This is a genomic window from Cohnella herbarum (assembly GCF_012849095.1).
Taxonomy (GTDB): domain Bacteria; phylum Bacillota; class Bacilli; order Paenibacillales; family Paenibacillaceae; genus Cohnella; species Cohnella herbarum.
The window spans coordinates 7,900,986-7,921,976 of record NZ_CP051680.1 but is presented as its reverse complement, the minus strand read 5'-3'; the positions used below and the strand labels follow the sequence as shown (position 1 = coordinate 7,921,976).

Below are 20,991 nucleotides of genomic sequence, written 5' to 3'. Positions count from 1 at the left end.
AACATCACTTTTGTAAAATATACATTTTTATTCCAAACTTCTAAGGAACGAATCGATACGTTCCAAGGCTTCCGTCAGCTGGGAAACGGAGGTCGCGTAACAGCATCGGAGGAACCCTTCCCCGCCTTTGCCGAACACATGGCCGGGAACCGCGGCGACTTTCGCTTCCAGAAGCAATCTTTCCGCGAACTGCTCGGAGGTCATCCCCGTCGACTTGACCGAAGGAAACGCATAGAAGGCGCCCTGCGGCTCGTGGCACTCGAGCCCCATCTCGCGGAAACCTTGAACGACGAGACGGCGTCTTTGATTGTAAGACTCCATCATGCGGTCCTTCTCTTCCAATCCGCCTTTGGTCAACGCCTCCAAAGCCGCGACCTGCCCCATCGTCGGAGCGCACATGATCGTGTATTGGTGAATTTTCAGCATGGCGCTAATCAGATCGGGATGTCCGCAAGCATAGCCCATCCGCCAGCCGGTCATCGCGAACGCCTTGGAGAAGCCGCTTACTAGAATCGTGCGGTCTTTCATGCCGGGCAAAGACGCAAAGCTGGAATGGTTTCCCTTAAACGTCAGCTCCGCGTAAATCTCGTCGGAAATGACGATGAGGTCGTTCTCTTCCACGATCTTGGCGATCGGGAGCATTTCCTCGTACGTCATGATCGCGCCCGTCGGATTGCTCGGATAACACAACACGAGAACTTTGGACTTCGGCGTAATAGCTGCTTTCAAGCTCTCCGCGGTCAGCTTGAACTGATCCTCGGCGAACGTCTCGATGCCGACCGCGACGCCTCCGCTTAGCGTGGTAATCGGAGAATAGGAAATGTAGCAGGGCTCGGGCACGAGAATCTCGTCTCCCGGTTCGATGAGCGCGCGAAGGGCTAGATCTATGCCTTCGCTTCCTCCGACCGTTACGATCATTTCCTTGGCCGGATCGTATGTGAGATGGAACTGGTTGGATAAGTATTGTCCGATCGCCTCGCGCAGCTCTGGCATTCCCGCGTTGGGCGTATATTGCGTCTTCCCTTTCTCAAGGGAATACACGGCCGCGTCCCTAACCCGCCATGGGGTTACGAAATCCGGCTCTCCAACCCCCAGAGTGATGATGTCTTTATCTTTGCTCGCGCTGACCAGATCAAAGAATCGCCGAATACCGGACGGCGGAATCTCGCGCGCATGCGCGGCCAAATGGTGTTGCATTCCGCCGCTCCGCGAACGATCGTCCTGACGGATTAACGGCTTTTCCTCGTCTTTTATCATGGGGCATTCTTCCTTTTCGTTGAACTGCTTATTTATGGAGATACGAGCAGGCGATGATCATCCTCGAATTCTTCGAAAATAATGCCATCCTGTTTATATTTCTTAAGAATGAAAAAACTCTTCGTGGCAATAACGGACTCGATCGTCGATAACTTATTGGAGACGAACGAAGCAACCTCTTTCAGGTTTTTCCCTTCGATCTCGACAAGCAGATCGTAAGCTCCGGACATTAAATACACCGATTTGACCTCGGGGTACAGATAAATGCGTTCCGCGATGTTCTCGAACCCGCGCCCGCGCTCCGGCGTACACTCGACCTCGATAAGCGCCGTTACCTTCTCGTCGTCTACTTTGCTCCAGTTAATAACCGTCGCATACTTGACGATGACGTGATCCCGCTCCATCTCCGCGATCGCGGAGGAAACGTCCGCTTCTTCTGCGCCCAACATCGTTGCGATGGTAGCGGCAGACAAACGGGCGTCTTCCTTGAGCAGATCCAAGATGCTTAATTTGAATTCGTTCATCATGATCCCTCCTGAATTACTCTTCATCATACATCAAATACAGGCTGCGTGAAAAGGTAAATCAGATGAACCGCCGAAAAATCCCCGCATCGGCAATCGCTGCCAATCGGGGAAGGGGCCGCGCTCGTTGTCGGCCGAACGGACTGCTATTGATAGGCCGGCATCGAGGACGTACCGGCCGAATTCGGAGGAATAGGGCTCTGAGCCGCTTGCGCTTGCTGCACGAACTGGGAGGTTTTTTGCTGCGTTTGCTGATATTGTTTCAACTGCTTATCTACTTCTTGCTTTATAACCGGAGAGGATGCGTTGTACATATTATTTTGCTGCATTATCGTATATAACTCGCCCTGCATCGTTAATGTGCTGTTCAGCATCTGCGTAAACATCTGCCGGATTTCCGGACATACGGACTCCGTTGCCGCTGTCGCGTATTCTCGCGTTACCCTTTTGAGATCCGAAAGAATCGTCGATGCGATGTCCTCGTCGGTTAAAGTCGGTTTATTTAGCATGATGATCCTCCTTAGGATTGGGGTTGTGCCGGCGCCATCGATTGATGCTGTTGAACGGCGTTCAATAGCGTGTTGTAATGTTGCGTGTGCACATCGACCATGTGGGAGCACGCTTGCTGCAACTGCACGTTAGTCATCGTAGCGGCCGCTACCGCGCACTGCTTAATCTGCAGGTCTTCGTTGGACATGGAGTCCGCGATGTATTCCAGTTCTTTAGCCGTCATAGCTTGCATCATGAACGGTTATCCCTCCTAGACGTTCGATTAGACATCAGATGGTATTGTGTGATGATCGTTCGTTCGTTATGCACCGCAAGCTTATACGGCTCCCTTCTGCTTGGAAAATAAATAAAGAACATCCGCAAGCTTGCGGATGTTCTCGTTCCAAACCATCTATCCCGTGTTAGAAAATTTCCATGCTCAGATATCGTTCTCCCGTATCGGGCGCTATGCAGAGAACCCGCTTTCCAGGCCCCAATCGGCGTGCGATTTGCAATGCGGCCCACACGGATGCCCCCGAAGAAGGTCCGACCAGCAAACCTTCCTCCCGAGCAAGCCTCCTCGTCGTCTCAAGCGCATCATCGTCCGTCACTTGGATGATCTCGTCGTATATAGAAGTATTCAGTATTTGGGGAACGAATCCCGGACTCGTGCCGACCAATTTATGCGAACCGGGTTGTCCGCCCGATAATACGGGCGAACCGGCAGGCTCGACGACCGCAACATAGAGATGAGGAAGCTTGGCTTTCAACACTTCCCCCGTCCCCGTTATCGTGCCGCCCGTTCCGGACGTCGCGACGAAAGCATCCAAACGTCCTTCCGTTTGCTCGATGATCTCAAGCGCAGTCGTCGTACGGTGAATGTCCGGATTCGCGCCGTTCTCGAATTGGTTCGGCATATAGCTGCCCGGATTCTCCTCGATCAATTGACGCGCTTTGGCGATCGCCCCGGGCATCCGTTCGGCGGCCGGCGTCAATACGACCTCCGCGCCGTATGCGCGAAGGAGAGATATTCGCTCGGCGGTCATGTTGTCCGGCATAACAAGAATCAAACGATATCCTTTAGCGGCCGCATACATTGCTAATCCGATGCCGGTATTGCCGCTAGTCGGCTCCACGATCAAGCTTCCGGGACGAATCAAGCCTCGCGCCTCCGCGTCGATCAACAAGCCGGAAGCCGCGCGATCTTTCACGCTGCCGCTCGGATTCATTTTCTCCAACTTTACGAATACGTCCGCATGCTCCGGCCCAGTCAACCGTTGCAATTGAACGGCCGGGGTGTTGCCTATTAATTCAATAACCGATTGGTACATTCGTGTCATGCTTCGGGCTCCTTATGACTAACAGAGGAGTTTTGACTCAATCTGCGTACGATTTGATGCCGATAGGAATCCCCTAGGAAACTTTGCACCGTGAAACAAGAGGGGCATGCAAACATCGTTAACGTAAACGGAGCGGCCAGTATCGTCTCTCCCAACGCTTCCGATACCCTAGGACGAAATTGGGCTTCCGAGACGAGCTGTTCCCCGGTTTCGATCATAAATTCGCGACAGAACGGACATTCCGGAACAAGCTCTTGTTCGTTGAGCAACTGTTCGACGGTCTCTTCGAATTGTTGCAGCTCGTCATCGGTTTCGATGAACTCCTCATCCTCTTCCCAGCTAACGTACTCGTCGATTGCCACCACGGGGGTATCTTCTTCCTCTTCCCCTTCGTCCTCGTCTTCTTCCGCGCCGCCGATATTGAGCTTTAACGTACGATAACCATCCAACTCGTTATCGCAAACCGGACAATACTTCTCCGGCTCTTGCCCCTCCTCCTGAATGATTTCGCTTTGACACCACGGGCAAATTACTGAAGCCATAACGCCTTAAACCTCCTTCATCATGTAAATGACACCGATCGCAATGAATATAATCGCCAGAGCAAGCAGCGTTCCCCACAAATATTTCATGTTGTTATCCTCCGATTTAAATAACGGCCGCGCCTATGATATAGGAAAGGGATGCCGATAATACCAGCGACAGAAATCCGACTGCACGATTATCCTTCTCGAGTTCATCGTCGATCCGAAATACCGGAGTCAGGAATTCGAACAGAAAATACGCGACAAGCAGCAACACGAATCCGACTGCCGCCCATAGCAGGCTTTGATAGATCGTATCGTTGGATTCGATTGAAAACCGGAAGATATTGCAAATTCCGAATATTTTGCCGCCCGTCGCCATCGCAACTGATAAATTACCTTTGCGGATTTCGTTCCAGCTATCGTATTTCGTCACCCATTCGAACAAGGACAGAAAAACGATAAGCGCGAGTATGCCGACCGAAAAATAAGCCAGCACCGCCGAAAAGGGGTGGGACATCAAGTAATCGACCACATCTTGCACGACTTAAGACCTCCCGTTAATGGAGCTCGGCTACGGACACCCCCGCGCCGCCTTCCCCGAATTGGCCCAACCGGTAGCTCTTTACATGTTTATGGCGACGAAGGAAATCCTGAACTCCCGTTCGCAAAGCTCCCGTTCCTTTGCCATGAATAATGTATACCTGCCCCAGATTGGATAGAAATGCCTCGTCCAGGAAATGATCCACTTCCATGATCGCTTCATCCAGCATCATACCACGTAAATCCAGCTCCGTCCGAATGTTCTCGTCGCGGGAACGCTTCACGATGGTCGCCTGCGCAACCTGCTTGCTTTGCGCGGCTTTGCGTACCGGCTCCAAGTCGGATAACGAAACCTTCATCTTCATGATTCCAAGCTGTACGACGGCTTCCGAACTTCCCGACAATTCGACGACGTGACCTTTTTGCCCGCTTAGGCTAAGTACTTTCACTTCATCTCCGACTTCGATCTTCGCTTGCTTCGCCCCTGATGTCCGATTCGGTCTTGCTGCGGGCGGAGGTACCGCATCCTCTAATCGTTTACGCGCTTCAATAAGCTTATGTTCCTTAACGGACGCACTTTCCTCCATCGCAAGACGACGGAGATCGGAAATAATCTCTTCGGCTTCCCGCTTGGCTTTCGCTATCGCCAGCCGCGCTTCTTCGCGCGCTCCCTCCAATAGCTTCGCCTTCTGCTCTTGAAATTTGAATCGCTCATCCTCGATGTCCTTCTGCAGCTTCTCGACTTCCCGGCGCAACCTCTCGGCGGCATGGCGCTCCGTTTGCGCTTGCAGTCGATCCTGCTCCAGGGAAGCAATCATTGAATCGACCTTCAACTCGTCTTCGCTGACCTCGCCCCGCGCATGGTCGATAATGCTTTTCGGTAATCCTAACCTTTCCGCGATCGCGAACGCATTGCTGCGACCGGGAACGCCGATAAGCAAACGGTAGGTCGGCCTCAGCGTGGCGACATCGAATTCCATGCTGGCATTAATAATGCCTTCGCGATTGTAGGCATACGCCTTCAGCTCGCTATAATGAGTAGTCGCGATTAGTCTGCATCCCCGCTTCTGCAGATGCTCCAATATCGCGATCGCCAGCGCCGATCCTTCGGCCGGATCCGTTCCCGCTCCCAGCTCATCCAGAAGCACAAGGCTTCTATCCGTTACTTGGCCTAACATGGAGATCAGATTGGTCATATGGCTGGAGAAGGTGCTTAAGCTTTGCTCTATGCTCTGCTCGTCGCCGATATCCGCATAGATACCATCGAATACGCATAGACGGCTACCGTCCTCCGCAGGGATAAACAAACCCGACATCGCCATCAAGCTAAGCAAACCGATCGTCTTCAACGAAACGGTTTTACCGCCGGTGTTAGGTCCGGTGACGATAATCGATGTATAAGCATCGCCCAGCTCCATATCGAACGGAACCGCTTGTTTAATATCGATCAACGGATGGCGAGCTTTCCTCAGAAGAAGCCTTCCTCCATCGTTCATCTCTGGAAGCGTCGCGGACAAAGAATGAGCCAACGCCGCTTTGGCGAAAATAAAATCGATCAAGCCGAGAATTTCCGCATCCCCGGTAAGAAGTTCGGCTTTTTCTCCCGTTTGTTCGCTCAGCTTGCGCAGAATGCGTTCGACCTCGTTTTGCTCTTTAATCTTGAGCTCCCGCAGCTTGTTATTCATCTGAACGACCGCTTCCGGTTCAATGAACAACGTCGCTCCGCTTCCGGATTGGTCATGCACGATTCCGCCGAAATGAGCGCGGTATTCCTGCTTGACCGGGATCACATACCGATCGTTACGCATCGTGATCAAGGCGTCCTGAAGCATTTTCTGGACCGAGTTGGACCGAACCAGGCTTTCAAGCTTTTCTCTGGCGCGTCCTGCGTTGATTCGGATATCGCGACGAACGGACGCCAGCTCCGGACTTGCGGAATCCAGCACTTCCCCTTGCTCGTCTATGCATTTTCTGATTTCGTCTTCAAGCGGCTTAAAGTCGGTTAACGGTTCGCAGAGATCGCTAAGAAGCGGAAGCTCGGTTTCCTCGCCCGCAACGGCAATAAATCTGCTTAACCGACGGGAGCCCATAATGAATTGGGCCACCTCCATTAGCTCGGGAGGTTGCAAAATCCCTTGCAGCTTCGCTCTATATAGCGATGCGCGGATGTCCGTAATTCCTCCGAACGGGGGAGTACCTTTGAGCATGTTGACGCGAACCGCTTCATCGGTAGCGGCTAGACGACGCGCCACGATAGGGAGTTCGCGGGACGGAGCAAGCTTCTCCGCCTCTTCCTTGCCGAGGCTTGTCGAAGTTAGCCCCGTAAGCCGGCGAATGATTTTATCGAATTCTAATGTATGTAATGCCTTATCGTTCACGGCGAAATTCATCTCCTTCGCCTTATATTATAGCCGAATCGATCAATCTTGCGAAACCTTCCACTCATAGGGTTTAAATCTAAGGATACACTAACGCTTAAGGAGGTCGATAAAATGAATTTTTTAGGCACGGTCGTTCGCTTCATCGTCTCTGCCATCGTACTGATGGTCGTGGGATGGCTGGTACCCCAATTTTCGGTGGGAGGCTTCTGGAGCGCCTTGATGCTCGCGGTCGTTATTGCCGTCTTGGGCTGGATCATTGAAGGGATATTCGGCAAAAAGGTCACCCCGTTCGGCCGCGGGATCGTCGGTTTCTTGTCCAGCGCGTTGGTCATCTGGTTAGCGCAATTCGTCGTGGGGAACGTCGAGGTCACCATGATCGGTGCCTTGCTTGCCGCGCTAGTGATCGGGATTATAGATCTTTTTATTCCCGTCGCTACCCCTTACGAGGCCGGACATCGTCGGCATCGGGACTAAACCCGATCCCAGTGAAAACCATCTTCGGACGTCAACAACCTCCTTGCTCATTCAGCAGGGAGGTTGTTGACGTTTATTCCCGTTTCCATAGTTATTGAATAGGAATTGGCAGATATTGATAATGTCATTGTTCCGTCATGGGTTTCCCGGCAAACGCGACGATACATATGTTACAATATTGCTCGTGCAGGAATGGATTCGAATAGAGAGAGCCGATGATCTTCCGCAAATTTTCAAGTACGGAGGGAAACGAACATGCAAAAAAAGATCGCTTATTTTCTCACACTGACCGCTCTTGTGCTCGCTCTATCGGCATGCGGCGGCAACAACAAGAATACAGAAAACAACAGCGCACCATCCAACGCTGAAGCCGCTTCGCAGGAAGTCGTCATTAAAGCAAGCAGTTGGGAATTCGACCAAGCCGAGTACGCTGTACCCAAGGACACTCCCGTCAAGCTGACGCTTGAAAATGTGAGCGGCGCGCACGGCATCGAAATCGTCGGACAAGATATCAAAATCAGAGGCAATAAGTCCGAAGTCGTCACTTTGCCGGCCGGCACTTACGAAATCAAGTGCAACATCATGTGCGGCAACGGACACAATAAAATGGTAGCGAAAATTGTCGTAAGCTAGCCGTAACCTGAATCGAAAACGACAAAAGGCTATTCCCAAGTGATTCGCTCGGGAATAGCCTTTTTTTTATTTATTCTTGTTCGAGCAGCTCGATCCACTCGTTATACTCGGTCTTCAGCTTCGCGTGTTCGTTGCCCAGCGCGGAATGCTCCCGCTTGAGCGCCTCCAGCTCCGCCTGCAACCGATCGCCGCGCTCCGCTTGCTCGCGCAGCTCCTCCTGCGAGGCGGCCAACCCCGCCTCGCGAGAAGGTGCGGCCGCCGCTTCCGCGAGCGCCGCCTCAAGCTCGCGCTCCGCCCGCTGCGCGGCTTCGCGCAAGCCCTCCTCCGCATCGCCAAGCTCGGCGATGCGGGCCTCTAGCGCCGCCGTCTTCTCCGCGGCGGCGCGCTGCTCTTGCTGCGCCGACGCTACGCGCGCTTGCAACTCCTTCATCGAATCGCTCCACGCTTTCTCCCACTCGTCCCGCTCTCCAAGCTGGCGGGCAAGCTCGTCGCGCTCTTGCTCCGCCTTCTCGAGCGCGGAGGCGTGCGAGTTCAAGCGCTCCATCGTTTGCGCTTCGACCTCTTGCAGCATTTCTTGCTGCTCGATAATCGTTCGACGCTGGTCTTCCGCTTCTTTTGCCCAATGCTCGACGTCGCTCTCGAGTTGCCCGCGCAGTTGTTGCCATTCCCGTTCTCTCGCCAGCCAATCTTCCTGCGCGACTACCAATGCTTCAAGCTTCTTCTTCATCGATTCAAGCTCGTCGGAGTACATCGTCTCGACATCTTTAATCTCCGATTCCAATTTGACTTTCAAGGTTTGCAGTTCTGCTTCCTTCTGGCTTGCATAGGCGATCTTCTCGGCCATATATTTGCCGTTCTGCTCCTCGGATTCCCTGCGGAAACGGTTCGTCAGCTCCTCGAGCTCTTCCGAGTGCGCCTGCTTCAAGCTATCGAGATCCGAACCTAATATCGCTTCGATCTCCGCTTGTTTCGCGATCCATGCCTTTTTCTCCTCGACGAACTGAAGGGTTAGAGACTCGGCTTCCGCTTGAGCGTTACCCAGTTCCGCGGCCGCTTGCTGCTTCGTCTGCTCCAGTTGCCGATCGAACTGTTCCCTTAACGCTTCAAGCTCCTGCTCGGCTTGGAGCCCAGCCAACCGTTGCGCTTGATCGGCTTCGGATTTCGCCTGTTGCAGTTCCAATGAAGCTTGAGTCTTCAAGCTCTCCAATTGCTGCGTCATTTCCGTTTTCAACCGCTCGTATTCCTTGGCTGCCAACGCTTTGGCGCTTTCCAATTCCTGCTCAGCGTGAATTCTCGTTTGCTCGAGCTCTAATTCCGCCCTTACCTTCGCGCCTTCCAAATCTGCCGAGGCTTGCGTCATGACCGATTCGAGCAACTCGGACGATTCCGCCTTTAACATTTCAAGTTCGCCGGATATTTGAGCTAATTCGTGGCTAGCTGACGATTTCTCTTTCTCGAATGCTGTCGTCAACTCCGCGCGCAGAGATTCCAGTTGTTCTCCGGCCAGCGCTTTTACGCTTTCCAGCTCCGCATTCGACTTCGCCCTTAGACTTTCCAAATCTTCAACAGCCACGGCTTTAATGAAGTCCAGCTCTTCAGCCAACTGTTGCTTCGCTTTCTCCAATTCCGCCGTCTTCGCGATCAAGTTTTCCACTTGCTCCGAATGGTCGGCTTTGACGAAGTCCAGCTCTTCAGCCAACTGCTGCTTCGCTTTCTCCAGTTCCGCCGACTTCGCGATCAAGCTTGACACTTGCTCCGTATTGTCCGCTTTGGCGAAGTCCAGCTCTTCAGCCAACTGCTGCTTCGCATTCTCCAGTTCCGCCGTCTTCGCGATCAAGCTTGACACTTGCTCCGTATTGTCCGCTTTGGCAAATTCCAGCTCTTCGGCCAACTGCTGCTTCGCTTTCTCCAGTTCCGCCGACTTCGCTATCAAGCTTGCAACTTGCTCCGAATAGTCGGCTTTGACGAAGTCCAGCTCTTCGGCCAATTGCTGCTTCGCTTTCTCCAATTCCGCCGTCTTCGCGATCAAGCCTTCCACTTGTTCCGATTTCTCGGATCTGACGAAATCCAGCTCTTCGGCCAACTGCGCTTTCTCGCTCTCGAATTCCGCCGACAACTGCGCACGCAAGGACTCTAGCTCTTTCGCTGCGCGATTTTTGGCGTTTTCTAGTTCCGCTGCCGATTTCGCTCTATAGCTTTCCAGCTCTTCCGTCTTGTTAGCTTTAAAGACTTCAAGCTCTTCAGCCGTCCGGGCTTTAACTTCCTCTATCTCCTTGGCCGCTTGCGCTTTAACGTCCGCCAATTCTTCGGCAGCCCGAGCCTTGACGAACTCTAACTCGTCCAAAGCCTCGGCCTGCTTGTTGTCCATATCCGCTTTCCATTGCGCCCTTAAAGTCCCCAGCTCCGAAGCAGCCCGAGCTTTCTCGTTGTCCAGGTCAGCCGACGATTTAAGCGTCAAGTTATGTATTTCTTCCGCTTTCCTGACATTCAACGCTTCTAGGCTTTCGGCAGCCTGATCTTTAAAGAGCTTTAACTCTTCCGCAGCCCTTTCCTTCTCGCTCTCGAGCTCCGCCGCTTTGGCTTCGGCAAGCTCCCTCGCTTTCAGCGCCTCGGACCGTTCATTCTCCAACTCGGCCGTCAAATCCGCTCGCAGAGCTTCCATCTCTTTGCTGGCCTCGGTCTTCGCGATTTCAAGCTCCGCCGTCGTCTTCTCCCTGAGGCTCTCTAACTCCGCGTCCGCCTTCGATCTAAGGCTCTCTAGTTCTTCCGCCTTCTGGGCTTTTACGAACTCTAATTCCTCCGCGACCTGCTCCTTAACGAACGCCAGCTCCTGCGCGGTTTCTACCTTTAAACTTTCCAGTTCCTCGATTTTTCGGGCGTTCTCCGTCTCGTCCTTAAGCAATTGCTCGTTTTCCCTGCGCAATCGCATTAACTCATCGCCAACGTTCACGGCGGCAAGCACGGCCAATTTCGGTAAATCCAAACGGGGAGACCCGCTATTAATTTTGCTCATATGCTCGTTGACCAAAGCGGCAACCCGTTTCATATGTTCGGTACTGGTGTGACCCGTTAGCGTATATTGCGTTCCATATATGTCAACGGTCACACGCGTTTTGTCGTTATTCTGCACAGCGTGATCCTCCCATTGCGTCCGTAGTTATGTATCTTTTTTACTAATACCCGATAATGCTCCTCCAAAGCGCCAAACTGGCTTAGATCGAAGTCGATCCTTAATGAATTGGTCTGCTAGAAGTACTTTCATTGCGGCCGATTACTCGGGAACTCCTGCTTCATAATCGAATAAATCGTTACTGCTCAGGCCGAATAATTCGAAAAGATTTTTTCTCGACCTTTTCTCCGATATTCAGTCTTGCGCTAATGCAATTAGGTGATGGCGTAACTCTATTCCTTGTTTATTCCGAAGTTGACTCGAAATAGAGTTATGCCGTAACGTTATTTCCGATCCGCAACCAGCCATTCTCTGATCACGCCGTTCGCGAACAAAAGCAGCGAACCATCCGCGCCAGTCGGCGTCTAGATGTATTCGCTGCCTCCCTTACTGTTTCCTGCCTATTTGCGAAGTTCCGCGCCGAAAGATTGTTCCAATTGTGTCAATACTCGGGCATGCGTTTCCGTAACTTCCTCATCCGTCAAAGTACGTTCTCCATGACGATAAACTAGTGCCAGCGCAACGCTCTTCTTCTCCGTTCCGATGCGGTCTCCGGTATAAACGTCGAACACCTTCACGGACTCCAACAATTCGCCTGCGGAGGCGACGATAGCTTCCGTTAACGCTCCGCCCGCCACGTTACGGTCTACGACGACCGCGATGTCCCGCTCGATCGCCGGGTAGCGGGGTAACGTGCGATATTCGATATGACGATCCGCGTATTCATAGATCGGGGCAAGCTCCATTTCAGCCACATACGTATCCGGCAAGTCGAAATCGCGTTGCAATTCAGGGTGCAATTGCCCGATGTAACCGATCGTTTCGTTCCCACGCTCCGTATGAATCTTGATCGCGGCCGTTCTTCCGGGATGGAATCCCGCCGGCTGAGCAGCTTCGTATACGATTTTACCCGTAAGCCCCAGATGATCGAGAATTTTCTCGAGAATGCCTTTGGCATCATAGAAATCGACGGCCTCGGAGGAACGATTCCAGCTTGCCGAACGCCGGTTGCCGCTCAGCAACAGAGACACGCGAGGCTTTTCTTGCGGTAAACGAGTCAGCACCTCTTCGTCGGAATGATAGACGTTACCGATCTCGAACAGCGCCAAATCGTTATTCTTGCGCGTTAGATTATACGCGGCCGCTTCCAACAAGCTCGGAATCAGCGTCGTCCTAAGAACGCTTCGTTCTTCGCTCATCGGCATCGCGAGCGGGATCGGTTTCGTATCGCCTGACAGCTCCGTGAACAGCTTCGTTTTTTGCTCGGAAGTCACGGAGTAGCAGATGGCCTCGTGCACGCCGGCTCCCGTTAAAATCGAACGAAGCTCCCTGCGTATCGCCTGCGGCTTCGTAAGCGATCCTGCCGTCGTTTGACCGTCGATCAAAGTCGTCGGAATTTCATCGTAGCCGTGAAGTCGCGCGACTTCCTCAACGAGATCGACATCCCGGGTAATATCCCCGCGACGGGAAGGGACGGTGACGTTCCAAATGCCGTCTCCGCTAACCTCTACCGCGAAATGCAATCGGGAGAAAATCGTTTTGATCTCCAGCGAGGAGAGCTCGGTGCCTAACATTCCGTTAATCCGGCTCAATGAAATTTCGACGTTCGCCGGTTGTTGAACGGAAACTTCCGCTTCGACGATTCCTTCCGTTACGAGCCCTTCCGCGTATCTCGCGATCAATCCCGCAGCACGGTCGAGCGCGTCCCTTACCCTTGACGGATCGACTTCTTTCTCGAAGCGGGATGACGCTTCCGAGCGCAGACCCAATTGCCGCGACGTACGGCGAACCGTACCGCCTTCGAATTTGGCGGACTCCAGAATAATATCGGTCGTCTCCGGAGTGACCTCGGAATTCGCTCCGCCCATAACGCCGGCCAACGCGATCGCTTTCTCCGCATCCGCGATTACGAGCATTTGCGGCTCAAGCTTGCGCTCTTGGTCGTCAAGCGTGACCAGGATTTCGCCCGGCTGGGCCAATCGAACGTCGATGCGTCCGCCGGCGACTTTCGCCGCATCGAAAGCATGAAGCGGCTGGCCGTATTCCAGCATGACATAGTTCGTAATGTCTACGATATTGTTGATCGGGCGAACGCCGGCGGCAATGAGACGATTCTGTATCCATTGCGGAGCCGGAGCGATCTTAACGCCTTTAATGTATCGCGCGGTATACAATGAGCATTGCTCGGTAGCGGTTATCGACACGCGTACGTGGTCGGAAGTCCGGTCGACGGACGAATGCAAATCCTTATCCGGCTCCGGAAGCTTCAACGGTCGTCCCGTCAGCGCGGCCACCTCGTAAGCTACGCCGAGCATGCTCAAACAATCCGAACGATTGGGCGTGAGATCCAGCTCCAGAATAGAGTCGTTTAACGCGAGCACGTCTAAAATATCGCGGCCGATTTCCGTTTCAGGCGGCAAAATCAGAATTCCCTCTTGCTGTTCCTTCGGCAGCAGCTTGTCGTTAATACCCAATTCGCGAGCCGAACAGATCATGCCTTGCGATTCCACGCCGCGCAGTTTCGCTCGCTTAATATCAAGACCGCCCGGAAGCTTCGCGCCGACCATCGCAACCGGAACTTTCATATCCGCGCCGATATTCGCCGCTCCGCAGACGATTTGCAGATCTTCCCCGGTACCGGCGTCGATCGTACAGACGCTTAGCTTATCCGCGTCCGGATGTTTCTCCCTCGTTTTCACATAGCCGACGACGACTCCGCTAACTCCCGCGTTACGGGAAGGAACGGAATCGATCTCGATTCCTCCGCGCGTCATCATTTCCGCCAATTGCTCAGCCGGAATGCCGCTTAAATCAATATAATCGGATAACCACCGATAAGATACGTTCATGGGAAACTCCCCTCGTTTGTCCTAGTATATTTAATCGCTTTACCTGATCATTACCGTCACATCTTCGCGAACTGGTTCAAAAACTTCGTGTCGTTCGCATAGAAATGGCGGATATCGTCAATGCCGTATTTCAGAAGCGCGATCCGTTCTACGCCCATACCGAACGCGAATCCCGTTACTTCGTTCGGATCGTATCCGCCGTGCTCCAGCACTTTGGGATGTACCATTCCGCAGCCGAGAATTTCGATCCAGCCCGTATGTTTGCACATCCGGCAGCCGCTGCCTCCGCACTGCGCGCAGGTGACGTCCACTTCCGCGCTCGGTTCCGTGAACGGGAAGAAGCTCGGACGAAGACGAATTTGCATTTGCGGTCCGTACATCTCTTGCACGAATTGCAGCAACGTCCCCTTCAGATCGCTCATTCGAATGTTCGGCCCGATTACCAAACCTTCGATTTGATGGAACATGAACGAATGCGTAGCATCGTCGTCATCCCGGCGGTACACGCGTCCCGGGCAAATGACTTTAATCGGCGTTTTGCCGTTCATCGCCTTCATCGTACGGATCTGCACCGGGGAAGTTTGCGTGCGTAGCAAGATCTCGTCCGTAATATAGAAGGAATCCTGCATGTCGCGCGCAGGGTGGTTCTTAGGTAAGTTCAGCGCTTCGAAGTTGAAGAAGTCCGTCTCGACCTCGGGTCCTTCGGCAACCGTATAACCCATTCCGATGAAAATATCTTCGATTTCCTGAGTCACTTTGTTCAGCGGATGAACCGAACCGACGCCAACCGCCTTACCCGGCAGCGTTACGTCGATCGTCTCCGCCTGCAGGCGATGGGCGGTTGCCGCGCGATCGAATCCTTCTTGCTTCTCGGCGATAACCGCTTCGATGGCCGCGCGTACCTCGTTGCCGACTTGACCGATCACCGGACGCTCCTCCGCGCTTAACGCGCCCATGCCGCGCAAGATCTCGGTCAATTGTCCCTTCTTGCCTAGATAGTGAACACGAAGGTCGTTAAGGGTAGCCGCATCCGCGACGCCCTGAAGCTGCTCCAGCGCTTCTTTTCTTAGAGCCTCTAATCGTTCTTTCATCCCGATTCTCCTTATCGCATTGAAATAGAAAAAGGCCTTCTCTCCCGTAAGGGACGAAAAGACCGTGGTACCACCCTTTGTTGAAATGCCGCCGCTACTCCTTCGAGTGGCTGGAACGCATGCGCGCTCCTGGACATTCCCGCTTCATACGGCATAACGGGCCGTCAACCGGTTCTCCTACTGATCGGATAGACCGACCGTTCAGAGTTCTGCTCGGGAGTGAATTTAGGCAGCCTGTATTCTTAGGAACGCTCACAGTCTAAGGCGTTCCATCCCTGAAAGAAGGCACTGCTTACTTGTCTCCGTCATCGCATTTCTACATTTTTGAGGTTGTTACAAAAGTTTTCGAACTCTCACTTTAATGATCATTATAGGGCAACCCCACTGTTCAAGCAAGCCGGATAGCCCTAACTAGCGTTATTTTCTTATGTTACGGAAACGAATTGCTGTTAATCATATATCGTTGCCTTATCTTCCGGCCATGGAAGAATCAATTTTGCAATTAAGAAGGATGGTACCGTCTGGGGATGGGGAGAGAGCAACAAAGGATCACTAAGAATTCCTATCGACGGAATCGTATATCGTCCTATGCTTATCGAATGTATAAAGGATGTTTCCTCAATTATCACGGATAGTAAGATTAGGACGTTAGTTCTGAAGAAGGACGGGTCTTTGTGGGTCATGGGATTTGATGTAGTTGAATTTAAATATGATGCCCCTCTAAAACAAGGAGAAGAATTAAGGCGCATAGAGGGACTAGGAAAAGTAACGTCCGTAGCAATGGGACAATCCCATGCCGTAGCCGCCACCGCAGATGGAATGGTATGGATGTGGGGAAGCAACTTAGCCGGACAATTTGGAAATATGAGCTTAAAGGAGAGTTCCGCTCCAATTCTTGTTCACGAATTCCGATAACGGGATTATGTAACCCTGTAATCGGCTAGTCCTCTTATTTAGAGCGGTATTTGATTCGCAATAACTAAAGGGATGACGGGAAGTTCCGTCATCCCTTTTCATGATGCTTTAATTCTTGTTTATGCCCGTTTGCGGAATAGCGCGATAAGTAACGCGAGAACGCCTGCAGCCAAGCCCGCGATGGCGAGCGAGAGTGTTAAAGTATCGCGGCCTCCATCATCCTTCGCTTCTCCGCCCGCAACCGTTCCTCCGGCAGCGCCATGCCCATCTCCGTGTCCGTCGCCCGTAGCCGCGGTAACCGTCGTGACCGATGCCGGTTTGTCCGCGTCCGCGGCGCCCGTCCATTCCACGACTTCTCCGTCCGAGTAGGTTTGGTAGGCTTTCCACGTTAATTCATTAGCATCGTCGGCCACTTTGCCTTGCATGCGGAATTCTCCGAATTCCGTTGCGCCGAGTCCATTACCCGTAGCTTTCCAAGTAACGCTGACGATTTTATCTTCCGCGCCCTTCTCGATCTCGTAAGTCCAATCCGCCTTCGGTTCAAACCGGCTGACGTTTACATTATCCGGGATCGCGACTTTGACCGTCGTCGTTGCCGCTTCCTTCTCCGATGGAACGCGAACCGTGAACACCTGATAGGAGCCTGCAGGCACTTCCTTGGGTTGAACCGTAACGTGCGCGCTAGCCAATCCCGCGAACGCTAATGACATCATAAGAACCAATACGAGAGAAAAACTTCTTTTCATGAGAGATTTCCAGCCTTTCATCGTCCATTAGGATAAGATATCTCTCAGTATAGTCCGCCCCCATTCATCGCGCATGACTCGAAAGAGTCATATGCGCTAACTCTTTGTGACAAAACGGCAACGATATTGTCCCTCGTTCCTATTCCGTCTCCACCATGCCCCGTTCGTAGGCGTAACGCGTCAACTGGACCCGATTGTCCAGATGCAGCTTTTGCAAAATGTTTTTAATATGGTTTTTTACCGTATGTTCGGACAACCCCAGAGAAACGGCAACCTCTCGATTCTTTTGGCCGCGCGCCACTTCCTGTAAAATCTCTTTTTCCCTTGGGGTTAATCCCCCGGCCTCCTGTTCCTTCTCCTTCGTAGTAGCGGAAGCCGTGCTCTTGCGGGAAGCGAATTCCCGTAAAATGGACATGGCGAGCTCGGGGTTCAACGGGGCCTCGTCCAATGCTACCGCGCGCAAGTAATCCCGCCAAGAGGAGGGATTAAGATTCTTGAGCAGATAGCCTTGAGCCCCCTTCTTCAATGCTTCGAACAAATGGGAAACGTCGTCCGAGACGGTGACCATGATGATCTTTATGAACGGATATTCGCTCTTGATCAGCTTAACGGCCTCAAAACCGCCCATTCCCGGCATGTTGATGTCCATCAGAATTAAATCCGGAAGCAAGCTTCCCGTCATCGCCAACGCTTCTTCTCCGCTGGAAGCTTCGCCTACGACTAGAAACTCGGGAATCCCCGCAACGATCGTTCTCATCCCTTCCCGCGCATGGCGATGGTCGTCCGCGAGCAACAAACGTATCGGCTTACTCATGTACTTTCCCTCCCCTTTTCAACAATTCCACAACCGTACTATCACCTCTGCGCTCAATAAGGAACGACCACCCCATCGCCTTCGCCCGATCTCGAACCATCCGAAGCCCGAATCGACCCGACGCTTGCAACGGATCGCCATGGAATCCGACGCCGTCATCTTCAACCGAGCAGCGAAACCCATGCTCGCCGACCGACTCGCCGGTAACGGTCACGTTGGATGCCTTCGCATGCTTGCGCACGTTCATGAGCGCTTCCCTTATGCAGGCGTGGAGCTCCACTTTCTCTTTATCGGTTAAGCTCTCGTCCGGAATACTCCAAGTAAATACCGCGCGAGCTTCGGTCATGTCCGCCGTTTCTCCGAGCAGCTTTCTTAGAGGTACCACCCAAGCGGCGGCAGCCGGCGTGAGCGGCTGACGAAGGTTAGCGATCGCTTGGCGAACGTCCTCGTGCATGACGCGCACGGTTTCTCTCAGCCCTTCGGCTAGCTGTTTCACCGGTCCTTCGCTTTGCATCTCATCCAATTGATCGAGCTTGACCGCTAACAGGAAAAGCGACTGCGAAATTCCGTCATGAAGCTCTCTCGCCAAGCGTTCCCGTTCCTCAAGCGCTGCGTTCGCCCCTTTAGCCCGCTGCAGCGCTTGCTGGGATTGTTCCAGTCGGCTGAAGAGATTTCTCACTAAAGTTAAAGTAACGAGCAGAACGATAAAAGGAGCTAGTAAATTGCCTAGCTCCATAGATATATAAGGCAGCAGAATGGCATGGCGAATATATTCCCATAAGCCGATCGTAAGCGTAGGGATAAGCAGGATCAACCACTTAATCCTTCGATCCTTATTTTCATTGTTCAATGCGGAACGCCTCTCTCGACCTCAAGTTATTCCACTTCGTCGCGTGTAAGTTTGCGGAACAATCTCGCTATATCGATGTCCACGCAGGAAAACATCGGCGAGTTCATCCGCCCGGTAATTCCGTACGTTTCGTGCAGAACGTATTTTCCCCCAGATAGAATAAACTGATCAACCAACCGATGAACGGGATCAATCACCCAATATTCCTTGACTCCGTGCTTCTCGTATTGCCGCTTCTTACGGATCTTATCGTTATGGCTCGTGCTGGGCGACAAGATCTCCGCTACGAGATCCGGAGCACCCTCAATTCGCTTGGCGTTAATGATCGAGGAATTCTCGTGCAGGATATAGACAAGATCAGGTTGAAAATGATTATCTTCGTCCAGAAACACATCCAAAGGTGAAAATAAAACCTCTCCATTGGGATGACAAGTGTGATACACCATAACGAAGATTTCTGCTAATAACTGCTGGTGGGTAACGGTCGGCGCAGGCGTGAGGTCATATCGCACGCCCTCCACGATCTCGAATCGAACCTCATCCTCGAATGGGAAATCACCCTCCGGTTCCCCATACGACTGCTGCTGCTCCCTAACCTTATCCCTCTTCTCGTCATGTCCCATACGCCACACTCCTTCGACCATTTTTATCCATTATAACCTGTTATCGCATGCTCGTCCTCCCTATCAGTAAACCCGATAAGTCGTTTCCACGACCCTCTCCGTATCGTCCGCATCCGTTACCCTGATCTGGGCTTTCCACTGTCCGGCGAAAGGAAGAAACGGGCCTTTAGCTTGGTAAGTCGACTTCTTAAAGTCTGGAAATGCGTCCATTTCTTTATCCGTATAAGCTTCTAAAGGAACGTCGATAAAACCCATTCCTTCTTTATCGAGAGGTAACATCCGTAATTGAACCGACTTGGGTACGCCCTTGCCTATCTGCTCCGGAAGCCATATTTTCAAGTTAAATTGGTTATCTCCGGGCGTGTTGGGCGACACTCTCAGCGTGACATGCATTTCCTTGCCCATTTGATGAAAATTCAACTGCTCGTTGGCCGGCAACGGAGTTTGATAAGTGAGAACCCCTACGCTGATAACGATTGCGGACAACAAACCTACGTCCACTTGCAGCAGCTTGCCGTGCGGAAGATCTCCTTTCTTCAGCCTTCTTCGGATCAAGAAAGCCGTAACCCCGACGAGAAGAGATAGAATCGCTTTAGCGACTAACCATTTCCCCCACGTAGTGTATTTCAAATAGGTCAAGGAAGGCATGAAGTCTAGCGTCGATAAGATTCCCGTCACCCACAGGAGGAGGAACGAGACCAGAGCCCATTTCGAGAACACGAGGGCAAACCTGCCCGCTTCCGGTCTTTCTTTGTACCAAATCGCGAGCAGCAAGATCAGTCCTCCGCTCCACAACGCGGCAGCCAGAAGATGCAAGACATCTAAACCGATCGTATAAGCGATAGGATCGAATGCCGCCGCATGACCGGACCACGCCTCGACGAATACGGCTATCGCCACCCAGCCTAACCTCACCCAGATTCCGATCCCGGACAGCAACGGCGCGACGACGGCGAGCAACAGCTGCGCTAGATACAGCTTACCGATCGTCGTTTCCGTCAGGATGCGTCCCCACTCGGCAAGCGGCTCCCCTTGACCCAAATCCTGCAAGCTGAAAAATACGTAAGCCATAGTCGCGAGCAAGGCGAATTTCCCCGACAGCGCGAGCGATCGCGCGTATACTTCCCGAACGGTGGGGGAAGTTTTCCTCAACAGGCCCCACATCGCGATCCCGGCAACCGCTAGTAGACCCGCATAATACAAAATCCGGGCGGTATAGAGGAGAAATACTTGTCTGTCCAATCCGCCCATTCCATGGCTAGAATGACCGACCTGTTGATGCGGATCAAGCTGGCTAGCATCCGTGAGCGCAGCAGGGGTGCCAACGGTAAAAACGTAAGCTCCGGATACCGGGTGGCCATCTGCCGAGATGACGGAATAAGACACGGTGTAATGGCCTTCCCCAAGCTTCGGAAGCGCTATGCGAATCCCTTTGCCCTCTTTAATCATCTCGATCTTGCCCTTCGCGACGTCCCGAGACGATTCGTTAAGCACGACGAGCTTCGAACCTCCGCTATCCAATCTCTCGTTAAACACGATCTCGACCGACGGCGGACTGACGTCCATCCGCACGTTTGCTTCCGGCGTCGTTTGCTCAAGGGCGGCATGCGCCTCCACCCGGCCGTTAAAACTAAACAGCGAAAACAAGAATAACAATGCTATGAACGATAACCCGAATGCTTTATTGGTAAAGTGAAAGCGCGAAGCCGCGCGAATAGGTCTATTAAATAACATCATTCCAGCCTCCTGATCTCTCTCCCAAACGTAAA

General features: G+C 52.6%; 19 protein-coding genes. 3 read left to right on the top strand and 16 right to left on the bottom strand.

Annotation, left to right across the window (positions count from 1 at the left end):
* Positions 1-27: 27 nt before the first annotated feature.
* The 8 genes from HH215_RS33200 to HH215_RS33165 form a co-directional block, all read right to left on the bottom strand.
* Positions 28-1,257, bottom strand: a complete 1,230-nt coding sequence (locus tag HH215_RS33200; protein ID WP_169283806.1) for an aminotransferase class I/II-fold pyridoxal phosphate-dependent enzyme — start codon at positions 1,255-1,257, stop codon at positions 28-30.
* A 32-nt stretch (positions 1,258-1,289) separates the two neighbouring features.
* Positions 1,290-1,781 (bottom strand): Lrp/AsnC family transcriptional regulator, encoded by a 492-nt coding sequence (locus HH215_RS33195; protein WP_169284692.1) that lies wholly within the window; start codon positions 1,779-1,781, stop codon positions 1,290-1,292.
* Positions 1,782-1,927: 146 nt separating this feature from the next.
* On the bottom strand, positions 1,928-2,290 hold the full coding sequence (locus HH215_RS33190) for a spore coat protein (RefSeq protein WP_169283805.1): 363 nt from the start codon (positions 2,288-2,290) through the stop codon (positions 1,928-1,930).
* An 11-nt stretch (positions 2,291-2,301) separates the two neighbouring features.
* Positions 2,302-2,526 (bottom strand): hypothetical protein, encoded by a 225-nt coding sequence (locus HH215_RS33185; protein WP_169283804.1) that lies wholly within the window; start codon positions 2,524-2,526, stop codon positions 2,302-2,304.
* Positions 2,527-2,692: 166 nt separating this feature from the next.
* On the bottom strand, positions 2,693-3,610 hold the full coding sequence (gene cysK / locus HH215_RS33180; protein WP_169283803.1) for a cysteine synthase A: 918 nt from the start codon (positions 3,608-3,610) through the stop codon (positions 2,693-2,695).
* Positions 3,607-4,152, bottom strand: a complete 546-nt coding sequence (locus tag HH215_RS33175; protein ID WP_169283802.1) for a hypothetical protein — start codon at positions 4,150-4,152, stop codon at positions 3,607-3,609. Before HH215_RS33175 ends, cysK begins: the two co-directional genes overlap by 4 nt.
* 106 nt (positions 4,153-4,258) lie before the next feature.
* Positions 4,259-4,678: a DUF350 domain-containing protein gene (locus tag HH215_RS33170; RefSeq protein ID WP_169283801.1), complete on the bottom strand. Its 420-nt coding sequence runs from the start codon at positions 4,676-4,678 to the stop codon at positions 4,259-4,261.
* 16 nt (positions 4,679-4,694) lie between these two features.
* Positions 4,695-7,055: an endonuclease MutS2 gene (locus tag HH215_RS33165; protein WP_169283800.1), complete on the bottom strand. Its 2,361-nt coding sequence runs from the start codon at positions 7,053-7,055 to the stop codon at positions 4,695-4,697.
* A gap of 114 nt (positions 7,056-7,169) precedes the next feature.
* Here HH215_RS33165 and HH215_RS33160 point away from each other — a divergent pair, with 114 nt between their 5' ends.
* Together HH215_RS33160 and HH215_RS33155 are read left to right on the top strand one after the other, a co-directional pair.
* A complete protein-coding gene (locus HH215_RS33160) occupies positions 7,170-7,532 on the top strand; it encodes a phage holin family protein (protein WP_169283799.1) in 363 nt (120 codons plus the stop codon).
* Between the two features lie 255 nt (positions 7,533-7,787).
* On the top strand, positions 7,788-8,165 hold the full coding sequence (locus HH215_RS33155) for a cupredoxin domain-containing protein (protein WP_169283798.1): 378 nt from the start codon (positions 7,788-7,790) through the stop codon (positions 8,163-8,165).
* Positions 8,166-8,235: 70 nt separating this feature from the next.
* Here the strand turns inward: HH215_RS33155 and zapA are convergent, their stop codons facing one another.
* The 3 genes from zapA to pheS form a co-directional block, all read right to left on the bottom strand.
* Complete coding sequence (gene zapA, locus HH215_RS33150; RefSeq protein ID WP_169283797.1) at positions 8,236-11,295, bottom strand: cell division protein ZapA; 3,060 nt, start codon at positions 11,293-11,295, stop codon at positions 8,236-8,238.
* A 440-nt stretch (positions 11,296-11,735) separates the two neighbouring features.
* Complete coding sequence (gene pheT / locus HH215_RS33145) at positions 11,736-14,183, bottom strand: phenylalanine--tRNA ligase subunit beta (RefSeq protein WP_169283796.1); 2,448 nt, start codon at positions 14,181-14,183, stop codon at positions 11,736-11,738.
* Positions 14,184-14,239: 56 nt separating this feature from the next.
* Positions 14,240-15,274 (bottom strand): phenylalanine--tRNA ligase subunit alpha, encoded by a 1,035-nt coding sequence (pheS, locus tag HH215_RS33140; RefSeq protein WP_169283795.1) that lies wholly within the window; start codon positions 15,272-15,274, stop codon positions 14,240-14,242.
* Between the two features lie 681 nt (positions 15,275-15,955).
* Here pheS and HH215_RS33135 point away from each other — a divergent pair.
* A complete protein-coding gene (locus HH215_RS33135; protein ID WP_254450636.1) occupies positions 15,956-16,189 on the top strand; it encodes an RCC1 domain-containing protein in 234 nt (77 codons plus the stop codon).
* 119 nt (positions 16,190-16,308) lie between these two features.
* Here the strand turns inward: HH215_RS33135 and HH215_RS33130 are convergent, their stop codons facing one another.
* The 5 genes from HH215_RS33130 to HH215_RS33110 form a co-directional block, all read right to left on the bottom strand.
* The gene (locus HH215_RS33130) at positions 16,309-16,935 is read right to left on the bottom strand and encodes a YcnI family copper-binding membrane protein (RefSeq protein WP_169283793.1); all 627 of its coding nucleotides are present in this window, start codon (positions 16,933-16,935) and stop codon (positions 16,309-16,311) included.
* Between the two features lie 139 nt (positions 16,936-17,074).
* Positions 17,075-17,749 carry a response regulator gene (locus HH215_RS33125; protein ID WP_169283792.1) on the bottom strand — a complete coding sequence of 225 codons (675 nt, stop codon included), beginning with the start codon at positions 17,747-17,749 and terminating at the stop codon, positions 17,075-17,077.
* Positions 17,742-18,599: a sensor histidine kinase gene (locus HH215_RS33120; protein WP_169283791.1), complete on the bottom strand. Its 858-nt coding sequence runs from the start codon at positions 18,597-18,599 to the stop codon at positions 17,742-17,744. The genes HH215_RS33125 and HH215_RS33120 overlap by 8 nt, the downstream gene beginning before the upstream one ends.
* A 26-nt stretch (positions 18,600-18,625) precedes the next feature.
* The gene (locus HH215_RS33115; protein WP_169283790.1) at positions 18,626-19,222 is read right to left on the bottom strand and encodes a Uma2 family endonuclease; all 597 of its coding nucleotides are present in this window, start codon (positions 19,220-19,222) and stop codon (positions 18,626-18,628) included.
* A gap of 63 nt (positions 19,223-19,285) precedes the next feature.
* Positions 19,286-20,959, bottom strand: a complete 1,674-nt coding sequence (locus HH215_RS33110; protein WP_169283789.1) for a copper resistance CopC/CopD family protein — start codon at positions 20,957-20,959, stop codon at positions 19,286-19,288.
* Positions 20,960-20,991: the final 32 nt, after the last annotated feature.

Bases quoted from the DNA above. Each gene is read 5' to 3' on its own strand.
- HH215_RS33200 (WP_169283806.1), bottom strand. From the start codon at position 1,257: ATGATAAAAGACGAGGAAAAGCCGTTAATCCGTCAGGACGATCGTTCG.
- HH215_RS33195 (WP_169284692.1), bottom strand. From the start codon at position 1,781: ATGAACGAATTCAAATTAAGCATCTTGGATCTGCTCAAGGAAGACGCC.
- HH215_RS33190 (WP_169283805.1), bottom strand. From the start codon at position 2,290: ATGCTAAATAAACCGACTTTAACCGACGAGGACATCGCATCGACGATT.
- HH215_RS33185 (WP_169283804.1), bottom strand. From the start codon at position 2,526: ATGATGCAAGCTATGACGGCTAAAGAACTGGAATACATCGCGGACTCC.
- cysK (WP_169283803.1), bottom strand. From the start codon at position 3,610: ATGACACGAATGTACCAATCGGTTATTGAATTAATAGGCAACACCCCG.
- HH215_RS33175 (WP_169283802.1), bottom strand. From the start codon at position 4,152: ATGGCTTCAGTAATTTGCCCGTGGTGTCAAAGCGAAATCATTCAGGAG.
- HH215_RS33160 (WP_169283799.1), top strand. From the start codon at position 7,170: ATGAATTTTTTAGGCACGGTCGTTCGCTTCATCGTCTCTGCCATCGTA.
- HH215_RS33155 (WP_169283798.1), top strand. From the start codon at position 7,788: ATGCAAAAAAAGATCGCTTATTTTCTCACACTGACCGCTCTTGTGCTC.
- pheT (WP_169283796.1), bottom strand. From the start codon at position 14,183: ATGAACGTATCTTATCGGTGGTTATCCGATTATATTGATTTAAGCGGC.
- pheS (WP_169283795.1), bottom strand. From the start codon at position 15,274: ATGAAAGAACGATTAGAGGCTCTAAGAAAAGAAGCGCTGGAGCAGCTT.
- HH215_RS33135 (WP_254450636.1), top strand. From the start codon at position 15,956: ATGGGATTTGATGTAGTTGAATTTAAATATGATGCCCCTCTAAAACAA.
- HH215_RS33130 (WP_169283793.1), bottom strand. From the start codon at position 16,935: ATGAAAAGAAGTTTTTCTCTCGTATTGGTTCTTATGATGTCATTAGCG.
- HH215_RS33125 (WP_169283792.1), bottom strand. From the start codon at position 17,749: ATGAGTAAGCCGATACGTTTGTTGCTCGCGGACGACCATCGCCATGCG.
- HH215_RS33115 (WP_169283790.1), bottom strand. From the start codon at position 19,222: ATGGGACATGACGAGAAGAGGGATAAGGTTAGGGAGCAGCAGCAGTCG.
- HH215_RS33110 (WP_169283789.1), bottom strand. From the start codon at position 20,959: ATGATGTTATTTAATAGACCTATTCGCGCGGCTTCGCGCTTTCACTTT.